Source organism: Wolbachia endosymbiont (group B) of Longitarsus flavicornis (assembly GCF_964028135.1).
Lineage (GTDB): Bacteria > Pseudomonadota > Alphaproteobacteria > Rickettsiales > Anaplasmataceae > Wolbachia.
On sequence record NZ_OZ034758.1, the window covers coordinates 1,451,538 to 1,469,704 of the forward strand.

An 18,167-nucleotide genomic window follows, 5' to 3' on the forward strand; every position below is an offset into this window, starting at 1 on the left:
TTCTCAACTTGACGCACATGCTTTTGGAACATTCTCATTTGTCAAATAGTTTCTGGCATGCTACACAATCTGTAATGCAGGTTTTAACTTACTTTTACGCAATATTGATCATTCTTGAAAAGCAATCTAACATTTTCTATTCCTTGATTACGAAGCTTTGATGCAGCTGATTTAGCTACTTGAGCGTTTACAAAAAATGCTACATATCCCTTACTTTCTGCATTGTTTTGTTTTGGGTGACGTTTCTGCATTTCTTTTTCATATTGCCTTTTGTAATGAGGAGTATTTTGTATCAATTGTTCTGACCTCTTTCTTAAGTACTCGACTTTTACTTTCGCAAGCCCAGACTTATGAAGTCCTAAAACTTGTGCTGCTTTTTCTGACAAGTCTATTATTCTACCTTCAACAAATGGCCCTCTATCATTAACTCTTATAACAAGCTTTCTTCCATTTTCTAAATTAGTAACACGAACAAAGCAGGGTAGGGGCAAGGTCTTATGTGCTGCAGAAATCAAGTGACGATTAAACACTTCACCGTTGGCTGTAATTGTGCCATGATCTTCTATTCCATACCACGATGCTATTCCTACTTCTTCGTAACAGCTACAGTATTTTGGGTGGTAGGTGATACCATTTATTGTATAGCTATTGCCAATTTTATAATGACCTGCAGTGTGATTACACCTATTGCTAAAACTACAACTACTCATCAAAACGAATATTAGACATAGAAAGGCTAGTTTTTTTATCATTGTACTTAGTGAAATGGTTCGATACCATGAGGATTTTAAATTATACTATAATAAATTTAGTAATAAGTAAACGTCTATTGCCAAATATGCACAGCACTAAAAAAGGTTCTGTCGCATCTATAAACCATAGGAAAAAAGCTGGGATTATAGGAGTTATGAAGCCATTAACATAGCAAAATTCTCAAAAGTAGAAACATTATTTTAATAATTTGTCTTTTTTTTAATCATACGAATATTTTCTATGCCTGTGATGGTAATCTTTGCGGAATGGAAGCTTTTAAACCCAAGCATTGGCTTTATTAGTTTTTTGATAAATCTATCAACAATATTATTTAGATATTTTATTTGAAGAACTGTAATCTTCAGAAATTTCTGCATTCAAATCATCAAGAGCAGCAGTATTACTGCCGCTTTTATCAATTACAATTTTCTCAGGAAGATAGTTACTCCTGAAGGCTTTACGAAAGAATGCAAGTGCTGCAGACTTGTCTCTACTAACACACAAGTCTACAGTATATAAATAAACCCATTTACCGTTTAATTTAATGTAAGTCTCTCCAACTACTACCAACCTGCTTCTTTCTTTTCCTTACTGCCTCATCTATCAGTGGTGATAACCCACCTTTGTAACGTAGCATTTTGCTCCCCTTATACTCATCATTTCTTCCAAATCTCGATAGCTCAAAGAGAATCGACATTTCATGTATACAGATAACATCCTCTGAAAAGCTAAATCCTTTGAAATATGGCAACAATTTTTGATTGATACGAAACATCTTTGCTTTTTTTTTAGACAATTATATCATTCTTCTTTCTACTTCCCTACAAATGCGACAGAACCGAAAATATTCGTATGATTCAAAAAAGACAAATTATTAAAATAATGTTTCTACTTTTGAGAATTTTGCTATGTTAATGGCTTCATAACTCCTATAATCTCAGCTTTTTTCCTATGGTTTATAGATGCGACAGAACCGTTTTTATAGGATTGGGGCTAGAGAAAACTTGCATGTAAATGTATCAAGGTATAAAATTATAAATATTAAGAATGAATAGGTTAGTTATGAATCTTGTAACAAAATCCGCTATCGATTTTACTGCTTCGGCTGTTCTTGCTAGTGGAAAAATAGTTGATGATTTCTGTTTAAGTAAACATATAAAGGATAAGTATGCTGTCCTTTTTTTCTATCCACTTGATTTTACTTTTGTCTGTCCAACTGAGTTGATATCATTTAGCAACAAAATAGAAGATTTTTCAAAACGTAATGTTGAAGTGATAGGAATAAGTATAGATTCAAAATTTTCACACTATAAATGGCGAAACACTCCAGTTAATGATGGTGGTATTGGAGAGGTTAGCTACAATTTAGTGTCTGATATCAAAAAGTCTATATCAAGAGACTATGGGGTCTTATATGATGACTCAATTGCACTAAGAGCAACTTTTGTTATTGATGATAAGTTTGTTGTACGTCATCAATCGATAAATGATTTTCCTTTAGGGCGTAATATCGATGAGTTTATTAGAATTATTGATGCAATAAAACATAATGAAGAGCATGGTGAAGTATGTCCAGCAGGGTGGAAAAAAGGTAAGCCAGCAATGCAGGCAAGCGATGAAGGAGTGGCTGATTATCTAAACTCACACAGTGCAGAATTATAAATTGAGTACAAAAGTTCTTATTATTGGATCTGGAGCAGCGGGTTATGCTGCTGCTATATATGCAGCACGTGCAAATTTAGAGCCAATTGTAGTAACAGGAATGCAACCTGGTGGTCAGCTTACAATTACTACGGATGTTGAAAACTATCCAGGTTTTATTTCTATACAAGGTCCAGAACTCATGGAACAAAAGAGGTTGCATGCAGAGAAGGTGGGGGCAAGGATAATAGATGACGAAATAAAAAGCGTTGAACAACTTGAGGATTCTAATGAGTATAGATTTAGATCTTGTGGTAATGCTAGTGACTACTATTCGAATGCAATTATAATCGCAGCTGGTGCGCAAGCGAAGTGGCTTGGCCTGGAGAGTGAAAAGAAATTTCAAGGTTACGGAGTTTCGGCATGCGCAACTTGTGATGGTGCATTTTTTAAGAATAAAGTTGTAGCTGTGATTGGTGGTGGAAATACTGCCGTTGAAGAGGCAATATTTTTAACTCGATTTGCTAAGGAAGTTATACTGATACACAGGCGTGATAAGTTAAGAGCAGAGAAAGTAATGCAAGACAGGCTCTTTAAAAATGATAAGATAAAGGTAATATGGAATCATACCGTAGAGCAGATTCTTGGAGAAGAAAATCCTAAAAAAGTTACTGGCATTACAATTAAATCGACAGACATCAATAAAACCCAGGAATTGAAAGTAGATGGAGTGTTCATTGCAATTGGGCATGCACCAAATACAGGTATTTTTAAGGGCTTTGTTGAAATGGATCAGCAAGGTTATATAATTACGAAACCTGGAACAACGTATCCGTTCAGAGGTGTGGCTTAAGAGACAATAGATAGAAGGTTTTGAAATGGATTTAACTTTTTTTGCCTCCAAGTGAGATACAACGAAATTATCCGCTCAAGGAATCTATTCCCTCGCTCTGACTGTGCAAAATATGAATTCTTACGATAGACAACATAATGCCGTATTTGTCGCTCAACATGATTATTCGTTAATGGAATATTCTCTGGATCATCCAAAAATGTCCACATCATTGGCTCGGATTTTATAATACCCTTTACCGTTCGTGAAGCTCCTTTTGCTTCAAGTATATAAGATATTTTTATCATGCAGTACTGCATAAATCTTCGTAACTCTTTAGCTTGCTTAGTGAACTTTGAAATACTAATTTCATTTTCTGACAAAGCGTTTTTTAATGTAAATAATCCATTAGCTGCATCTTTTAAACAATGGCCAAGTCTCATTACTTCACTATTCCAGCTATGAGATAACCTCTCGAAATTTCTCAATAAGTGAGCCCAACAAATTTGTCGTTTTTCATCACTGAAGTGGTTGTAAACTCCATATCTGTCGGTAATTACCCGATTTTTGTAATCACAAAATGCACTATTCTTTAAAAACTTCATTCCTCTTGTATCTGCTAACTTCATAAGACTTGCTTTATTGTTGGCAAACATCCAGCACCATTCCAATTTACCTTTGTTATAGTGACTGGTTTCATCAATATGCAAAATTTCGCTTGCTTTCATTTCTTCCTCTATTTGTTCATAGGCTTCTTTACATTTTGACGAGACCCTTGCTTCGCTATTGGACACACTACCAACACTTATACTCATGTTAAAGATGTCTTTCATGATATTCGCTATTTCTCGCTTTGAATTCTTATAAAACCCACTTAGTGATGCAACTACTGACTTAACTCTAGGACCAAAGGTATCAGGTGTAACTCCTTCTGGTAATTTGCTACTCCTTCTTTTTCCGCATTTACGACAGCGCCCATGTTCTAGTTGGTATTCCACTACGTAAGGCTTAATTTTTGGGAGATCAACATTCTGGTGAATATAGGGTTTGTTGCATACTGCAATTTCTCCACCACATTCACAAGTATCATGTAATCTTACTCTAATTACTTCATCTGCTTCCATTTTTATCCGATAATTTCCTTTATGACCAACTTGACCCCCTATCTTCCTGCCACCCTCTGACTTATCTTCTGGTGTGTCTTTTTTTATTTTGTACAGCTCTTTTGAACTTGGTAAAGATGAATTCCTTGAGTTCAAGCCAAGTCTCTCTCTTAGTTCAGCATTCTCTATTTCTAAGATTTTATTTTTTTCTTCAAGCTTTGCTACTTTTTGCTCTAAGTTTTTACATAACTCTACAATACTGATCAACAATTGAAGCATCTAGCCTTACCTTACTATCAACATTTTCTGTTATTATTACTTTGATATGTTATGTCAATTCTTTTTTATCCTTACCATACCTCTGAACGGATACTACTCTTGTATAACCTCGTCTGTCAGAACTTACGGCTAAATATCCACGTGCCCAAAGGTGCCTGCCCCAAAATTGCTTCCTTAGACTTGCAAAATCTTGCATCAGCAACCTTGAACTTGTTCCTTTCAAAAGTTGTACAATTTTACTAACACTTTGCTGTGGTTTATATGATATAAACATATGAATATGATCTACTGCAACTTTGCCTGAGATAATTTGAATCTCATTTTCCATAGTAACCTGCCTTAGCAGCTCCCTAACTCTAACAGCAATTTGGCCTATTAGCACCCTTTTGCGATATCATACCAAGTGTACTTTCATATCGTACTTAGAGTGTGCATTATACCCATAACGTCGCATACGCGACTATTGTAACTTGCCCTTCGCCTCAAGGCGGGACAATCCCCGAAGGGGGACACTAAAAAAGATTAAAATTGATATAATTTTTTAGAGTTGTCCACTTTATTATGAATCTCCAAAGTACTCATAATGCGTAAAATATTTATTCCACTAAGCTATCAACTGAGTTATTCACAATGCTGTGAACAACTAATGATCACAAACACTTAAACAAGAAAAAGGTGCTTTTGCGCGAACGGAGTTATCCTTTAACACTTTATGGTTACACATAGGACAAGATATCTAAAATCCTATTCAGGGTACCTAACAAAGTAAAAAATTTGGAGAGAAGGAAGAAGAGACTTCTTCCTTCTACTTAACTTTGCTGAGGCAAATCTTGTTCTGTTGCCAATCTTGATGTGTCAGGATTTTCTATCTTACTAGATATTACATATGTAATACCACCAGCAACAAGTCCTGTTACTAGAGCAGCAGCTACAGCTATGCCAATTAGAGCCAGTATTGGTAATGCAACACCAGCAGCAAAACATCCACCACCAACTGCTAATGCAGCTATAACACCGCAAATAGCACCAGCAACAATTGCTTTACTAACTGGCTTACTTTTATCTTTCATATTATCTGTGATAGTTAAATTACTTCCATCACTACTAGCTAAGCTACTTGTTTTAGATAGATTGTCATCTGCCGTATTATCAGTTTGTACTTCCTTACTTTCAGTGCTTATGATCCTCTCAATCAGGTTGATTTTATCTAGCAAGTCTTTATGTTCACTTTCATCTAATCGAGTTTTAATCTTTTCACGATCATCTTCAGATATATCTTCCCAAAGTGATTTTAATCCGTAACTTTCATTAATTGCATGTAAAACGTCTGGCAGAAATTTAAAATCAGGATTTTTAATGCATCCATCTAGTGAGATACTTTCTCTTTTTTTACTTTCACTATCAAAACTTAATAAAAAAACTGGTAGATTTACAATGTTTTCAAAAGGAATATTTAGTTCTTTCGCACGCTTCAAAACTGCTTGAACTTGCTTTACCTTTAATGATTCAAAAGATCCAAGAATTTGATCTCCATCTTTCACATAAAATCTTGAAAAGACATTAAGAAAATCTACTTTGTTTTCTATTGCTCTTAAAGATCCATCAATATCATCAACCTCTCTGAATTTTTTATGTAATTTAATAAATAAATTACTCTTTCGTTCTTCTTCTATCATGGTCTTTTCAATCAGATTGATTTTATCTAGCAAGTCTTTATGTTTACCTTCATCTAATCGAGTTTTAATCTTTTCACGATCATCTTCAGATATATCTTCCCAAAGTGATTTTAATCCGTAACTTTCATTAATTGCATGTAAAACGTCTGGCAGAAATTTAAAATCAGGATTTTTAATGCATCCATCTAGTGAGATACTTTCTCTTTTTTTACTTTCACTATCAAAACTTAATAAAAAAACTGATAGATTTACAATGTTTTCAAAAGAAATATTTAGTTCTTTCGCACGCTTCAAAACTGCTTGAACTTGCTTTACCTTTAATGATTCATAAGATCCAAGAATTGTATCTCCACTTTGACTATAATGTACTGTTAAAACAGTAGGAAGATCTTCTTTTGATACTGTTCCTAAAAGTTCACCAATATCTCCATTATCTCTAAATCTTTTATATAATTGTTGAAATGATTCTTTCTGTTTTTCTGTTAATGGCATATCAAACTCTCCTACTAAAAAAATAATATACTTTAATTATTATATATTTAAGTAATAAAGTCAACAATTTAACTAAGTATCACAAACACTCAAACAAGAAAAAGGGGCTTTTGCTCGAATAGATATTTTATAACGTCTTAATGCTAACTCCACCGACATATAAATTTGCGTGGCTTTTTCCAGTATTAAGCAATGCAAGTCCAATATTGTCGACACTAGAGCGTAGTTCTCCTACTTCTTCATTATGTTCACTGATTACTTTAGTGCCAATATTTGGAAGTGCATTTTTTCCCTCAACAAGGTAAAGTTTCCTTCTGAATTTTTCTTGTCTGCTCATTCGATTTACAACTTCCTGACCTATATAGCACCCTTTATTAAAGCTTATACCATTTATCTTATCGATTAAATATTGCAGCGGAAATGATGAATTTTGCACCATATCTTTTGCTCCATCTGGGACAAGGTTTTTAATTCTAACTTTTTCATACTGAATAAAATCTCCAACCGGTTCTTTTATTTCATCTTCATGTATGATCCTCATTCCTAGCAGCTTGTGCCTTGGATCTTGAAAAATAACTTGTGACTTACTACTACACTCCGCCAACTTAGCATCAAACAAAACTCCAACCTTATATAGTGAACTAATGTCTTTAATCCTCACTCTAAGGTAAGTTTTGAGCAAGTCTAATTTTTCAATTATTTGCTGTAGATGGGAATTTTCACACTCCAAATAAATATATTTATCATGCTCAATGAGGAAAAAATCGTACAGATATTTTCCCTGAGGGTTGAGTAATAAAGAGTAAATTGCCTGCTGGCTACTTAGTTTATTAATATCATTTGTTATAACACCCTGAAGAAAATCTCTCGTATCTTGTCCGTATAAAGATATTAGACTACGGTTTGCTAGCGGTATGTAACCCATAAAACTTCTGTTCAAACCTTAAATTATACACTTTTACTAACTCCAACCCTTGAAATGTAACCTTTAGATGACTACATAGAATTGTAGGTTAATCTATTAATGAGGAAACATAAATGTCAAGTGTAAATTTGAATGTATTAGATGATAACGTGCTAATAAAGCCTATTACTGAAGAAAAACAAGGTGGAATTGTACTACCATCAAGTGCTGAAAAGAAGCCTACTAAAGGTGAAGTTATAGCAATTGGTAGTGGTTCACGCAACTCAAGCGGAGAGCGTATAGCTTTAACTGTAAAAACTGGTGATAAGGTTTTCTACAGGCAGTGGGCTGGAACAGAAGTAGAGCATGATAATGAAAAGTATGTCGTGATGAAGGAGTCAGACCTACTTGCTGTTATCAAGTAGGTATTCCTATTTTACTAAACTAATGCGCTATATAGTGCATTATGTATTTTAATATTCTAAATTTTTTATTAATTTAAGGAGTGATAAAAATGGCTAACATAGTAGTATCAGGCGAACAGTTGCAAGAAGCCTTTCGTGAAGTTGCAGCAATGGTTGACTCAACGGTGGGAGCAACTGCAGGGCCTAGGGGAAATACAGTAGGAATTAGCAAGCCATATGGTGGACCAGAGGTCACAAAGGATGGCTATAAGGTAATGAAAGGTATAAAGCCTGAAAAACCATTACACTCTGCGATAGTAAGCACCATTGCTCAAAGTGCTTCTCAGTGTAATGACAAAGTTGGTGATGGTACCACAACATGCTCAATACTGACTAGCAATATGATAATGGAAGCTTCAAAGTCAATTGCAGCTGGAAATGATCGTATTTGTATCAAAAATGGAATACAGAAGGCAAAAGATGTGATATTAAAGGAGATTACATCAATGTCTCGCACAATTTCTTTAGAGAAAATGGATGAAGTTGCACAAGTTGCAATAATTTCTGCAAATGGTGATAAAGATATTGGTAATAGCATTGCTGATGCTGTTAAAAAGGTTGGAAAAGAAGGCGTCATCACTGTTGAAGAGAGTAAGGGTTCAAAAGAATTAGAAGTTGAACTTACAACTGGTATGCAGTTTGACCGTGGTTATCTCTCTCCATACTTTGTTACAAATAATGAAAAGATGAGCGTGGAACTTGATGATCCATATTTGCTGATTACAGAAAAAAAACTTAATATTATTCAACCTTTACTTCCTATTCTTGAGGCTATTTTTAAGTCTGGTAAACCTTTGTTTATCATTGCAGAAGATGTTGAAGGTGAAGCATTAAGCACTTTAGTGATCAACAAATTACGTGGTCTAAAAGTTGCTGCAGTAAAAGCTCCAGGTTTTGGTGATAGGAGAAAGGAGATGCTCGAAGATATAGCAGCTTTAACAGGTGCTAAGTATGTCATAAAAGATGAGCTTGGAATCAAGATGGAAGATTTAACTCTTGAAGATCTTGGTACTGCTAAAAATGTTAAAATCACTAAAGACAATACCACAATTGTTAGTGAAGACAGCGACTGTAATAAACAAAACAAAGTAAATGCTAGAATTAACCAGATTAAATCTCAGATTGAAACTTCAACCTCTGATTATGATAAAGAAAAGCTAAGAGAACGTTTAGCAAAATTATCAGGGGGTGTTGCTGTGCTCAAAGTTGGTGGAGCAACCGAAGTAGAAGTAAAAGAACGCAGAGATAGAGTTGAAGATGCACTTCACGCAACAAGAGCTGCAATTGAAGAAGGGATAGTTCCAGGTGGAGGAGTTGCACTTCTTTACGCTGCATCTGCTCTTGATAAGCTAAAAGCTTCAAGCGATGAAGAGCAAATAGGTATCAACATTGTCAAAAAAGTTCTCAGTGCTCCAATCAAAAGATTGGTTAAAAATGCTGGTCTTGAATCTGCTGTTATAATTGACTATTTGATTAAGCAGAATGATAAAGAGCTTATATACAACGTTGAGGCTATGAACTACGCTAATGCATCAACAGCTGGTGTAATTGATCCGGCAAAAGTAGTTCGTATTGCTTTTGAAACGGCAGTGTCTGTAGCAAGCGCACTTATTACTACTGAATCTATGATAGTTGATCTACCAAACAAAGAAGAAAATGCTTCATCACCTATGGGTGCAGGAGCAATGGGCGGAATGGGTGGATTCTAAGTAAACAAGAGCCTTGGAGCAACTTGCTCCAAGGTATCTTTCTAGTTCTAAAAAGTCTTACATTTATAAAGGAAATAAATTTGTGATTTTCTATGCAAAGCCACTACTATTTATATTTGTTACGTCTCTTTAATATTATAACTGCTTAAAAATAAAAAAATAATATATTAAAGTTATAATTGCTAGTATATTTGTATTAGCATAATATTATATTAACAAATGATTTATATAATATTTTTATTATAATAGATAGAACTTAAATTATTTTCTTCATAAATAGAGTATTTATGAAAATACGTATATACTCAATCCTACTTTTACTTTTTTCTTGCACTGAATTGTGCGCTGAAGAAGAAGTTGCAAAATTTGATCTGCTCATTGGTAAGGTAAATAAAGCAAACCTTACCATTGAAGGCGCAATAAAGGTTACAATAAAACCAGGTTGGCATATATATTACAAAGACCCTGGAGATTTCGGCCTTCCTACTTCCTTTGACTGTCAGGGTAACATATCAAATATAGATATTCATTGGCCTACTCCCAAGGAACATGAAGATAAAGTTGGGGAAGTTACATTTATTAGTAACATATATGAAGATATGGTGTTATTTCCCTTTAAAACCAATATCATTCCAAATCAGGAATACGCTGATATTAACTTTCATATAAAGTACGCAATATGTAAAGATAGGTGTATCCCTAAAAATGCCGAGATAAAAACCAGTCAACCACTAAAGGATTTTATAGATTCTGATATCAATAAACTCATAAATGAGTGGTATGAAAAATAGAGCTCCCAGCGAGCAAGTGATAGTTATACGATAGCTTAAAAATGTTATTCCTGTCCCTGAATTTTCCAATAAAGATCTTTCCAAAAATTTCGATCATGAAGCCTTTTGGGGACCAAAAGGCTTCATTTCAATCAATAACGAAAATTATAACTTTGAAAGAGCTGCTTGCTTATTAACTCCTGTAACCCCAACTATGGATTAGCCAGCAAAGAAAGGCATAGAAATAGAGGGCTTTTTCGACTGCATGGAATAGGAAATCAGAACAGAAAAAACATGAATTAGGAAATTTGTTGGCGATCTGTGTCTTGTGTGCTCAATCTCAAATTTGTTTTTCAAGGAGTCGAAAACAGTCTCAACAATCGATCTTTTCCTTAGTAAAATCTTCTCTTTAAGTGAAATGAGTACGTTTTTCATACCTTTTTTTACTTTAGTGACGAGTTTTAGGCCTCTATCAAAGAGTTTCTCAAAGAGCTCTTTCTTTATATAGCCCTTATCTCCAAACAAAAGTCCGGTCAGTCTTTTAGTGAGAGTTGGCACAGGTTTTCTGTCATCAACGTTACCTTTGGTTAGAGTAAGTGCTTGAATTTCTCCAATTTCATTAATTACCAAGTGCAATTTAAAGCCAAAAAACCAACCATATGTGCTCTTACTAATTTCTGCCAAACCATCAAAAACTTTGTTCTTGGAGATTCTTTTTTTGTGGCAAACAGCGATTGTAGAAGTGTCTATGTAGGCAATACCTGTCATTTTTGCTTGTTTGCAGAACCATTGCAAAAGTAATGCTAAATACCATAAAACCCGTGATTTAAGAGCGATAAATCGGTCATATGTTGGCAATTTAGAAAACTCAGATTTATAAAGTGGCAGATAAAGTAGGTAAAAAGCTTTGAAACTTTTGCAAGGGGATTGATGATATAATAGAATTATGGTGAGAATTTCCGAAGTCCGGTATTCTAGTGGGTTTTCTGCCTTTTGATAGGAGCATATTAGCAAAATTATCATCGACTGTGCGACAAAAATCCTCGACGCAACAGTAAAGTTCTGTAATATCTTTCTTCATGGGTAACCTCTTAATTATTGATAAAATACTTGAGCTTACCCTGTTTTCCTCTTCTTAGCTGCACTTTTATCTCTTTATTTAATCCATAGTTGGGGTTGTAGTAATTTGTATGCTTTCCACACTTGTTGGAGGATAAAATCCTTTTATTACTTCAGAGCCTTCTCGCTTTAAACATGACAATGCTTCATATAAAGGCTTCGCTTCATATTGTCTTCCTACTTTTACTTCTTTATGTGCAGCTAATTGATCCCAAGTAACACCATTGCTTTCAATAAACTCTACAGAACTATTATCGCTAATGCTAATTTTCATTTTACACTCTTTCCCCTCAACATACCAATTTAAATTCATATAATATGAGCCATTAGCTACTTCATAAATTCTTACTCCATTCTCATCAACTCTGCAGCGTATTCCCCTTGTTTCACACTTGCTTTTACTAGGCAGTAATAATGTAATTCCATCTACACCATATTTTCTGCATAGATCACTATTTAAAACATCAACCACATTTATTGATTTTGTAGGATCGCCAAGCATAATTCTGAGTGCAGGCTTAATCTTACCTTTCTTTCTACTTTCTTTAATTTCTATATATTCTAAAGTATTGTCTTTTATACTTTCAATTACATCTTGTGCAATTTTTTTAGCAATTTTGCCTACAATATTTTTGCTATCGTACTTATTGGCATACTTGTATTCATACCTGCCATTAACTTCATATCTATACTTTTCCTGTCCTTCTTCACTAGGAACCACAGTAGAAATTAAACCACACTTCATCATCATCAATACTAACTTCTTCGTTCTTATCTTCAGAATCTATAGATACTTTACTATCTGGGCTCAGATTTTTAAAAAAATTATCTTTTAAGCGCAAATAAAAACGATTACTTTTATCAAAATAATCCTGATTATTAACTGCTTTTGGATTATCTACCACCATATTACCTCCACACATTAGCTATATAGAGGTATATATCAGTGTTGACCTTCTAGGTCAACACTAAACAATAACGAAAACTATAGTTGTTTCTTTTCACCTGCTAAAGATTGTGCTTGTGCTCCATCTACACTTGTTGAATGTTGCTTCAATATGTGATTTAGATATTCTCGTACTTCATCAGTGTATTTAATGCTCTTGTAGCTTAAACTTCTTATCAACACCTTGCCTAAATGAAAAATATTTCCTCTTTCTTGGAGAAATTTGTTATATTCATTGCAGTTACTGACTTTCATTTGCTGTGGCATATTTTTTCTTCAATGGTTAAATGGCTATTCTATAATGAATTTTGTCAGTAACTGCCAGTTCTTTTCTCTTGAGTGATGCAACAAAGCCATCCCAGTGTCAAGCACTGGAATGACACCCATTTCTTTCTAGTGTCCCCTTTCTTGTCATTCAAGTATCCTTTTCTTATCATCCGAGTAGCTAAAACTAGGATCCATTGTTCATTTTCTGGATTCCAGTCTGGAATGACATTGTTTTAACATTGTACCATATTACAATGTTCATACAGTTGTGATTGGTATGACAAGATAAGAGGTGCTAGAATAATGGAACCGAAGTCATACATAGAAAATAGGTTAGGTATTTTTCAACTTTTGCTATATACTCAAGTAAAAATCTCTCTTTTACAGATGGATACAGTAAAGTTTGTTTTATTACTGCCAACAATACTACTCATACTAGTTGCTGGTGTTTACCTATCGGTTAAACTAAAATGGTTGCAGATATTTAGACTACCGTATGCCCTTTCACTTATTGGAGCTAAAAGAGGAGAAAATAAATTTTCTTCTATAGCTGCTCTGTTTACAATCTTAGGGGGAAATTTAGGAGTAGGAAATATTTCAGGAACTGCTGTTGCTCTAAAAACCGGAGGACCGGGATCCATTTTATGGATGGCAATAATTATTGTTGTTACTTCTGTGATAAAATATGTTACTTGTTACCTAAGTATAAAAACCAGAAAAGAAAAAAATGGACGGTTTATAGGTGGACCTGTAGCCTACATGGCTGATGCATTTAACTCTAGAAAAGCTACAGTTGTGTTTCTAGTTATTATGATGATGGTTTCAATAACAGTTGGTAACCTTGTTCAGGTAAATTCTCTATCAATACCACTCAGCATGGTAGATATACCTGTAGTCATTGGCGGCATTGTAATGGCCATAATATTTTTTGTTGTTGCAGCTCTCAGCTTAAAAAAAATTAAAATTTTTATATCGGCTATGATACCGATAATGACGGTAAGTTACCTCACACTTTGCGGTATCATATTATTTAAGTTTAGTGAAAATATTCTTCCTTCTCTAAAACTAATAACAAGCAATTTTTTTACAACTAGTAGCTTTAACTCTGGTTTATCTTTAGGTTTAATTTTAGAAATGTTGACTATTATTCAAGTTGGAACTTTGCGAGGTATTTTTGCAACAGATATAGGACTTGGCCTCGAAGGAATTGTACACTCCTCGATTACTCCTAAAAAAAATAACAATAAATTTATCATTGAACAGAGTCTAATCACAATAATATCTCCTTTTATAGTTGCACTCATAGTATTCATTACAACAATGGTACTGCTTGTCACAGATTCTTGGATTACTGATTTAGAGAGCACTAACATGTGCATATTTGCTTTTAGAAAAGCTATGAATTGGCCCTATATTGACTATTTTATTATGACCATAATGTTTTGCTTTGCATTTACTACTATTTTTACTTGGTTTTTTTGTTCAAAACAAACAATACGCTATGTATCTATGGATAATAAATACACCAAAATCTGGACTGTAGTTTTTACCTTAATCATTCCATTTGGTGCAATTGGTGGAGTTAAGTTACTCTGGGATATAGCTGATATCTCGATTGCTGCTTTGCTTTTTATTAACATACTTGCTATACTCAAGCTCACTTCTCAAGATCCAGAAGTATTTACTATGAGTAGCAAATACTTGAAGTTGCAAAAACAGAGCTAAAGCAATATTTTAAGTTGTCATCCCAGTCTGGAATCCAGCCTTTCATGAACTTCATCAAAAATGTTATGTTTTAACATAATAATTTTATGCTCACTAACTGAGTGCGACTGGATCCCAGTGTCAGCTACTAGAATGACATACTTTTTGGTGAAAATTACTCTTATATTATAACGTTTGTAGTTATGAATTTGACTATAGGATCAAGTCTAGAAAAATCTAGATTCCAGACTGGAATGACAACTTAAATTGCTTGATGTGAACATAAAATAGCTCATGTCATCACGTTAGCAATACAACTTCTTTAATAAAAACTAAATCAATTCCCGTAATAATTGTACTAGCTAAGGCTAAAAGGCAGAGGGTTATTAGTGAGGGAAAATATGAATACTCAAAGCACACAACAATATCATGAATTCATTCGAGGATTTTTTACTTTATTCGATGAAATAAAAAAGGAAGACGACCCAATTTATAATTCCAGAGTTGGTTTTAATGCAGTAAAGTTTCTAATAAAGCACCCCATCTGGAATTTGGAGACAGATGAAGACAAAAATAAAGCTTATAAAGTTATTCTTCCAGAGCAGAACAAGATAAAGAAAGCCGAACAAAAGCTTGAAAGTGAAGTTAAAGCAAGGTTAAAAGAGTATGTTGATGATATCGCAGGAGTTTCAATATATGGCGATCACGCAAGTATTACACTGGGAGATGACAAAAAAGAGTTTAAAATCAGCGAGTTTTTAAATAGTGACTTTTGTCAGAAGAAAGGAATTTCGGGATTTTCAACGCTGCATAGTGATGGAAAGAGCGGAATGCACGGTTTTGTTGCCGAAGAAGGAGAGAAAAGAATAAGGCATTATGTTGTAACCGATGGTTCATATGAAATGACTTTGAATTGGCATGACAAAAATGGAAAAAAATGTACTATCAAAATCAAGATTGATAAAGATGGTGTAGATCTAACTGAACGTAATGGTGTTACTGAGGAACAATTAAAAGCAAACACAGATGTAAAAATAGGTGGCTTATTCCTATATCAAATACAATTCAAGGAGAAAGGACAAGAACAAGAGAATCAACAATCATCTGAAACTTTCATAGAAAGTGATATTAGTAAAGGTGTTGGCGTTCAAGCTACTCAAGATCAAGAAGTTGAGTTTAAGCATGTAACGACTAGCACTACAAATTCTAATAACGCATCTGCTAAAAAGATTCCACCGTCACTGCCACCTAGAGCTAGTTCATTACCTAATAATCAGAAAAAAGATGAGTATCAGCCAATACGGATTAATAGTAGAAATAACTACAATTCTCCATATTCTGATGCTTCTTCAAGCAGTACTATTTTCACCAAGTCTGTAATCTACAATCAAGATAATACACAAGAGGATGAACGGTATGACAATCCTACATTTGCTACATTTGGACATGCTGTACCTGGAAGCCGAAAATCAGATGAAAGTGAGCAAATATCTAATAATCGGCAAAAAGGTGCAATTTTTGATCCTACAACTACTGAAAGCGCTGCACCAGTACAAGACGTTGCATTCAAAAAAGTTAAAGATGCATTTAAGTATGAAAACGCTAAAGAATCACGCAATACTGGAAATAAGCAACCACTAAATGATGTAGCTTCGATTCTTGCATGGAAAGCAAAAAATGAGTTATTACGTAGTGAAAGTGAGTATGATGAAGAATTTTCTGACTTCGAAGATGGTTGGAGCGATAACGAAGATGAGTATATAACGCTTTCAAATCCTCAATCAGATTATAAACAAGAAAAAGATTATCTTAGCACTAAGGAAAACGAAGAAAGAGGAAACGATAAACAAAAAGAAACCGAAGATAAATTACAAGAAAATGAATCTCTAGAATACAGCTCAACAGACATAAAAACAAACGATTCGGGCTATTCATCTCCAACTCACTCTAATCATGAAAAATCTCGAGTAAATTCTGGACAGTTAAAAGCGAGCCTAATGAATGTTGAACAAAGAGATGATACCCTACTTGCGGAATTTACCAGTAAGTTGGATAAAGAAACTCAGAAATTCCTGCTAAAACCAGTAAATCAAAAGAAAATGAGTGGGCAAACAAAAGAACATTTATTAGCAGCTGGATTGCTAAAAGACAATGCAGCGGAGAAAGAAATAAACGACTCAGGTTACTCATCTCCAACTTACACTAGCCACTATAATTTTCAGGTCAATTCTGAGCAATTAGAGAAGAGATTAGAAACCATTGAACCAAAAGATACATTGGAAAAATTGAATAAAGGATTGAGAGAACCTTCACACCAGGCTACTAAAGATTTATTCTCAGAAAGTATGTTGAAAGAAATAAAAGAAGGTAAAAAATATGACCCTGTACGTAAGTTATTAGAAAGAAAAGTGGCAGAACAAGAAGCAGAACAAGAAAATGATAATACTAATCTGACTATAGACAAAAATAGCGAACTATATAAATTGCTAGAAAAAGATGCAGCACAACTGAAAGCTGGAATAGTAGAAGAGGAAAGAAAAGATACTTTAACAGAACGCAATGATAGTCCTGATCGCAATAGAATTGCATTAGCAAATAGAAATAGAATCTGGGCTGAACTTATTGCTGAAGAAAAACAAAAAAAGGACAATGGTATTAGTATAGGTTAAAGTAATTACTTAGCAAGCAATGGGTTTCATGTAATGGTAACCCTATTACAGAAGAGTATGAGCCACGTAAAAATAATACAAACATTCCTGCAAGACCTTGTATGTTGCACCCCCCTGCCCTGTTTTTCCACTCTTCTGATGCTAAATAATATTTAATTTCTTGTTCGCTGAGACGCTTAAATTTCACTATTGTAACTACAGTCCTAATATGCTGTTTAGATTGATCAGGAGTTAATAAACACACACTGGTGTATACTCTATGCCTTCTTCCTGATAACAAGCGAACGCATTTTTCTGCTTGCTCAACGTTTTCAGCTTTGAGCAGTATCCTTCTACCACAAGCAACAACTGTATCAACACCAAGCACAAAGTAATTTGGATTTGAACTTTGTGTTTTCTCAGCTTTACTTTTTGCCATACGGATTGAGTAATCTCTTGGAAGTTCCTTTTTTAAAGGAACTTCATCTATGTCTGCTGGCAAAATTAAACCTGGCTCAATATTTATTTGTTTTAGTAAAGCTATACGCCTTTTCGATGATGAAGCAAGAATAAGATTATTTAGAGATCGTTCTGTCACTTGTACCTTTAAGCCTTCTAATTATCCTACCCTTTTTTGCATTCCTATCATAAACACTCATCTCAACCAACACCCTATCGCCTATAATTATGCGTATTTTACTTCTTCTCACTTTCCCTGATACATGACAGATAATCTCATGTTCATTGTCCAGCTTCACTCTAAATTCTGCTGCAGGTAGTAAAGCAGTTACTGCCCCTTCCACTTCAAAAATTGTTTTTGATTTGTCTTCTTTTATCATTGTCGTATTATAATTTAATAA

The 18,167-nt window shown here is 34.2% G+C and carries 16 protein-coding genes and 3 pseudogenes; 7 read left to right on the forward strand and 12 right to left on the reverse strand.

The features are described from left to right. Positions 1–83: 83 nt before the first annotated feature. Both ABWU45_RS06870 and ABWU45_RS06875 read right to left on the reverse strand, forming a co-directional pair. Positions 84–752, reverse strand: a complete 669-nt coding sequence (locus tag ABWU45_RS06870; RefSeq protein ID WP_012481726.1) for a septal ring lytic transglycosylase RlpA family protein — start codon at positions 750–752, stop codon at positions 84–86. 201 nt (positions 753–953) lie between these two features. Beyond that, positions 954–1,528, reverse strand: a pseudogene (locus tag ABWU45_RS06875) (IS6 family transposase). A 287-nt stretch (positions 1,529–1,815) separates the two neighbouring features. Here ABWU45_RS06875 and ABWU45_RS06880 point away from each other — a divergent pair. After that, positions 1,816–2,415, forward strand: a complete 600-nt coding sequence (locus ABWU45_RS06880) for a peroxiredoxin (protein WP_010401485.1) — start codon at positions 1,816–1,818, stop codon at positions 2,413–2,415. Then, positions 2,402–3,235: pseudogene (locus tag ABWU45_RS06885) on the forward strand (FAD-dependent oxidoreductase); the annotation flags it as partial. The gene ABWU45_RS06880 and the pseudogene ABWU45_RS06885, both read left to right, overlap by 14 nt. Before the next feature lie 8 nt (positions 3,236–3,243). On the opposite strand, the gene tnpC reads toward ABWU45_RS06885, so the two are convergent. The 4 genes from tnpC to ABWU45_RS06905 all read right to left on the reverse strand — a co-directional run bounded on the left by tnpC (position 3,244) and on the right by ABWU45_RS06905 (position 7,701). Beyond that, on the reverse strand, positions 3,244–4,596 hold the full coding sequence (gene tnpC, locus ABWU45_RS06890) for an IS66 family transposase (RefSeq protein WP_353279066.1): 1,353 nt from the start codon (positions 4,594–4,596) through the stop codon (positions 3,244–3,246). A gap of 61 nt (positions 4,597–4,657) precedes the next feature. After that, a complete protein-coding gene (gene tnpA, locus ABWU45_RS06895) occupies positions 4,658–4,990 on the reverse strand; it encodes an IS200/IS605 family transposase (protein ID WP_353278320.1) in 333 nt (110 codons plus the stop codon). A 427-nt stretch (positions 4,991–5,417) separates the two neighbouring features. Next, positions 5,418–6,776, reverse strand: a complete 1,359-nt coding sequence (locus ABWU45_RS06900) for a hypothetical protein (RefSeq protein ID WP_353278321.1) — start codon at positions 6,774–6,776, stop codon at positions 5,418–5,420. 127 nt (positions 6,777–6,903) lie between these two features. After that, a complete protein-coding gene (locus ABWU45_RS06905; RefSeq protein WP_353278322.1) occupies positions 6,904–7,701 on the reverse strand; it encodes a YgfZ/GcvT domain-containing protein in 798 nt (265 codons plus the stop codon). A 113-nt stretch (positions 7,702–7,814) separates the two neighbouring features. Between ABWU45_RS06905 and ABWU45_RS06910 the strand changes: the two genes are divergently transcribed. The 3 genes from ABWU45_RS06910 (at position 7,815) to ABWU45_RS06920 (ending at position 10,644) form a co-directional block, all read left to right on the forward strand. Then, the gene (locus ABWU45_RS06910; RefSeq protein ID WP_007302813.1) at positions 7,815–8,105 is read left to right on the forward strand and encodes a co-chaperone GroES; all 291 of its coding nucleotides are present in this window, start codon (positions 7,815–7,817) and stop codon (positions 8,103–8,105) included. 89 nt (positions 8,106–8,194) lie between these two features. Beyond that, positions 8,195–9,853, forward strand: a complete 1,659-nt coding sequence (gene groL, locus ABWU45_RS06915; protein ID WP_353278323.1) for a chaperonin GroEL — start codon at positions 8,195–8,197, stop codon at positions 9,851–9,853. A 287-nt stretch (positions 9,854–10,140) separates the two neighbouring features. Beyond that, the gene (locus ABWU45_RS06920; protein ID WP_264683312.1) at positions 10,141–10,644 is read left to right on the forward strand and encodes a protein-disulfide reductase DsbD domain-containing protein; all 504 of its coding nucleotides are present in this window, start codon (positions 10,141–10,143) and stop codon (positions 10,642–10,644) included. 198 nt (positions 10,645–10,842) lie between these two features. Here ABWU45_RS06920 and ABWU45_RS06925 read toward each other — a convergent pair. The 4 genes and pseudogenes from ABWU45_RS06925 to ABWU45_RS06940 all read right to left on the reverse strand — a co-directional run bounded on the left by ABWU45_RS06925 (position 10,843) and on the right by ABWU45_RS06940 (position 12,955). Next, positions 10,843–11,704 (reverse strand): annotated as a pseudogene (locus tag ABWU45_RS06925) (IS982 family transposase). 78 nt (positions 11,705–11,782) lie between these two features. Continuing rightward, positions 11,783–12,490, reverse strand: coding sequence for a hypothetical protein (locus ABWU45_RS06930; RefSeq protein ID WP_353278324.1), 708 nt, complete (start codon positions 12,488–12,490; stop codon positions 11,783–11,785). Continuing rightward, positions 12,453–12,647 (reverse strand): hypothetical protein, encoded by a 195-nt coding sequence (locus ABWU45_RS06935; RefSeq protein ID WP_353278325.1) that lies wholly within the window; start codon positions 12,645–12,647, stop codon positions 12,453–12,455. The genes ABWU45_RS06930 and ABWU45_RS06935 overlap by 38 nt, the downstream gene beginning before the upstream one ends. An 80-nt stretch (positions 12,648–12,727) precedes the next feature. After that, positions 12,728–12,955 carry a hypothetical protein gene (locus ABWU45_RS06940; protein ID WP_064085506.1) on the reverse strand — a complete coding sequence of 76 codons (228 nt, stop codon included), beginning with the start codon at positions 12,953–12,955 and terminating at the stop codon, positions 12,728–12,730. 387 nt (positions 12,956–13,342) lie between these two features. On the opposite strand from ABWU45_RS06940, the gene ABWU45_RS06945 reads away from it, so the two are divergent. Further along, entirely contained in the window at positions 13,343–14,680 is a 1,338-nt protein-coding gene (locus ABWU45_RS06945) for an alanine/glycine:cation symporter family protein (protein WP_264683308.1), read from the forward strand. Positions 14,681–15,060: 380 nt separating this feature from the next. Beyond that, a complete protein-coding gene (locus tag ABWU45_RS06955; protein ID WP_353278326.1) occupies positions 15,061–17,328 on the forward strand; it encodes a hypothetical protein in 2,268 nt (755 codons plus the stop codon). On the opposite strand, the gene ABWU45_RS06960 is transcribed toward ABWU45_RS06955, so the two are convergent. Beyond that, positions 17,315–17,905 (reverse strand): Maf family nucleotide pyrophosphatase, encoded by a 591-nt coding sequence (locus ABWU45_RS06960; RefSeq protein ID WP_010401248.1) that lies wholly within the window; start codon positions 17,903–17,905, stop codon positions 17,315–17,317. The two genes, ABWU45_RS06955 and ABWU45_RS06960, sit on opposite strands and share 14 nt — an antisense overlap. Then, a complete protein-coding gene (gene infA, locus ABWU45_RS06965; RefSeq protein WP_052264695.1) occupies positions 17,883–18,146 on the reverse strand; it encodes a translation initiation factor IF-1 in 264 nt (87 codons plus the stop codon). Before infA ends, ABWU45_RS06960 begins: the two co-directional genes overlap by 23 nt. Positions 18,147–18,167 lie beyond the last annotated feature (21 nt).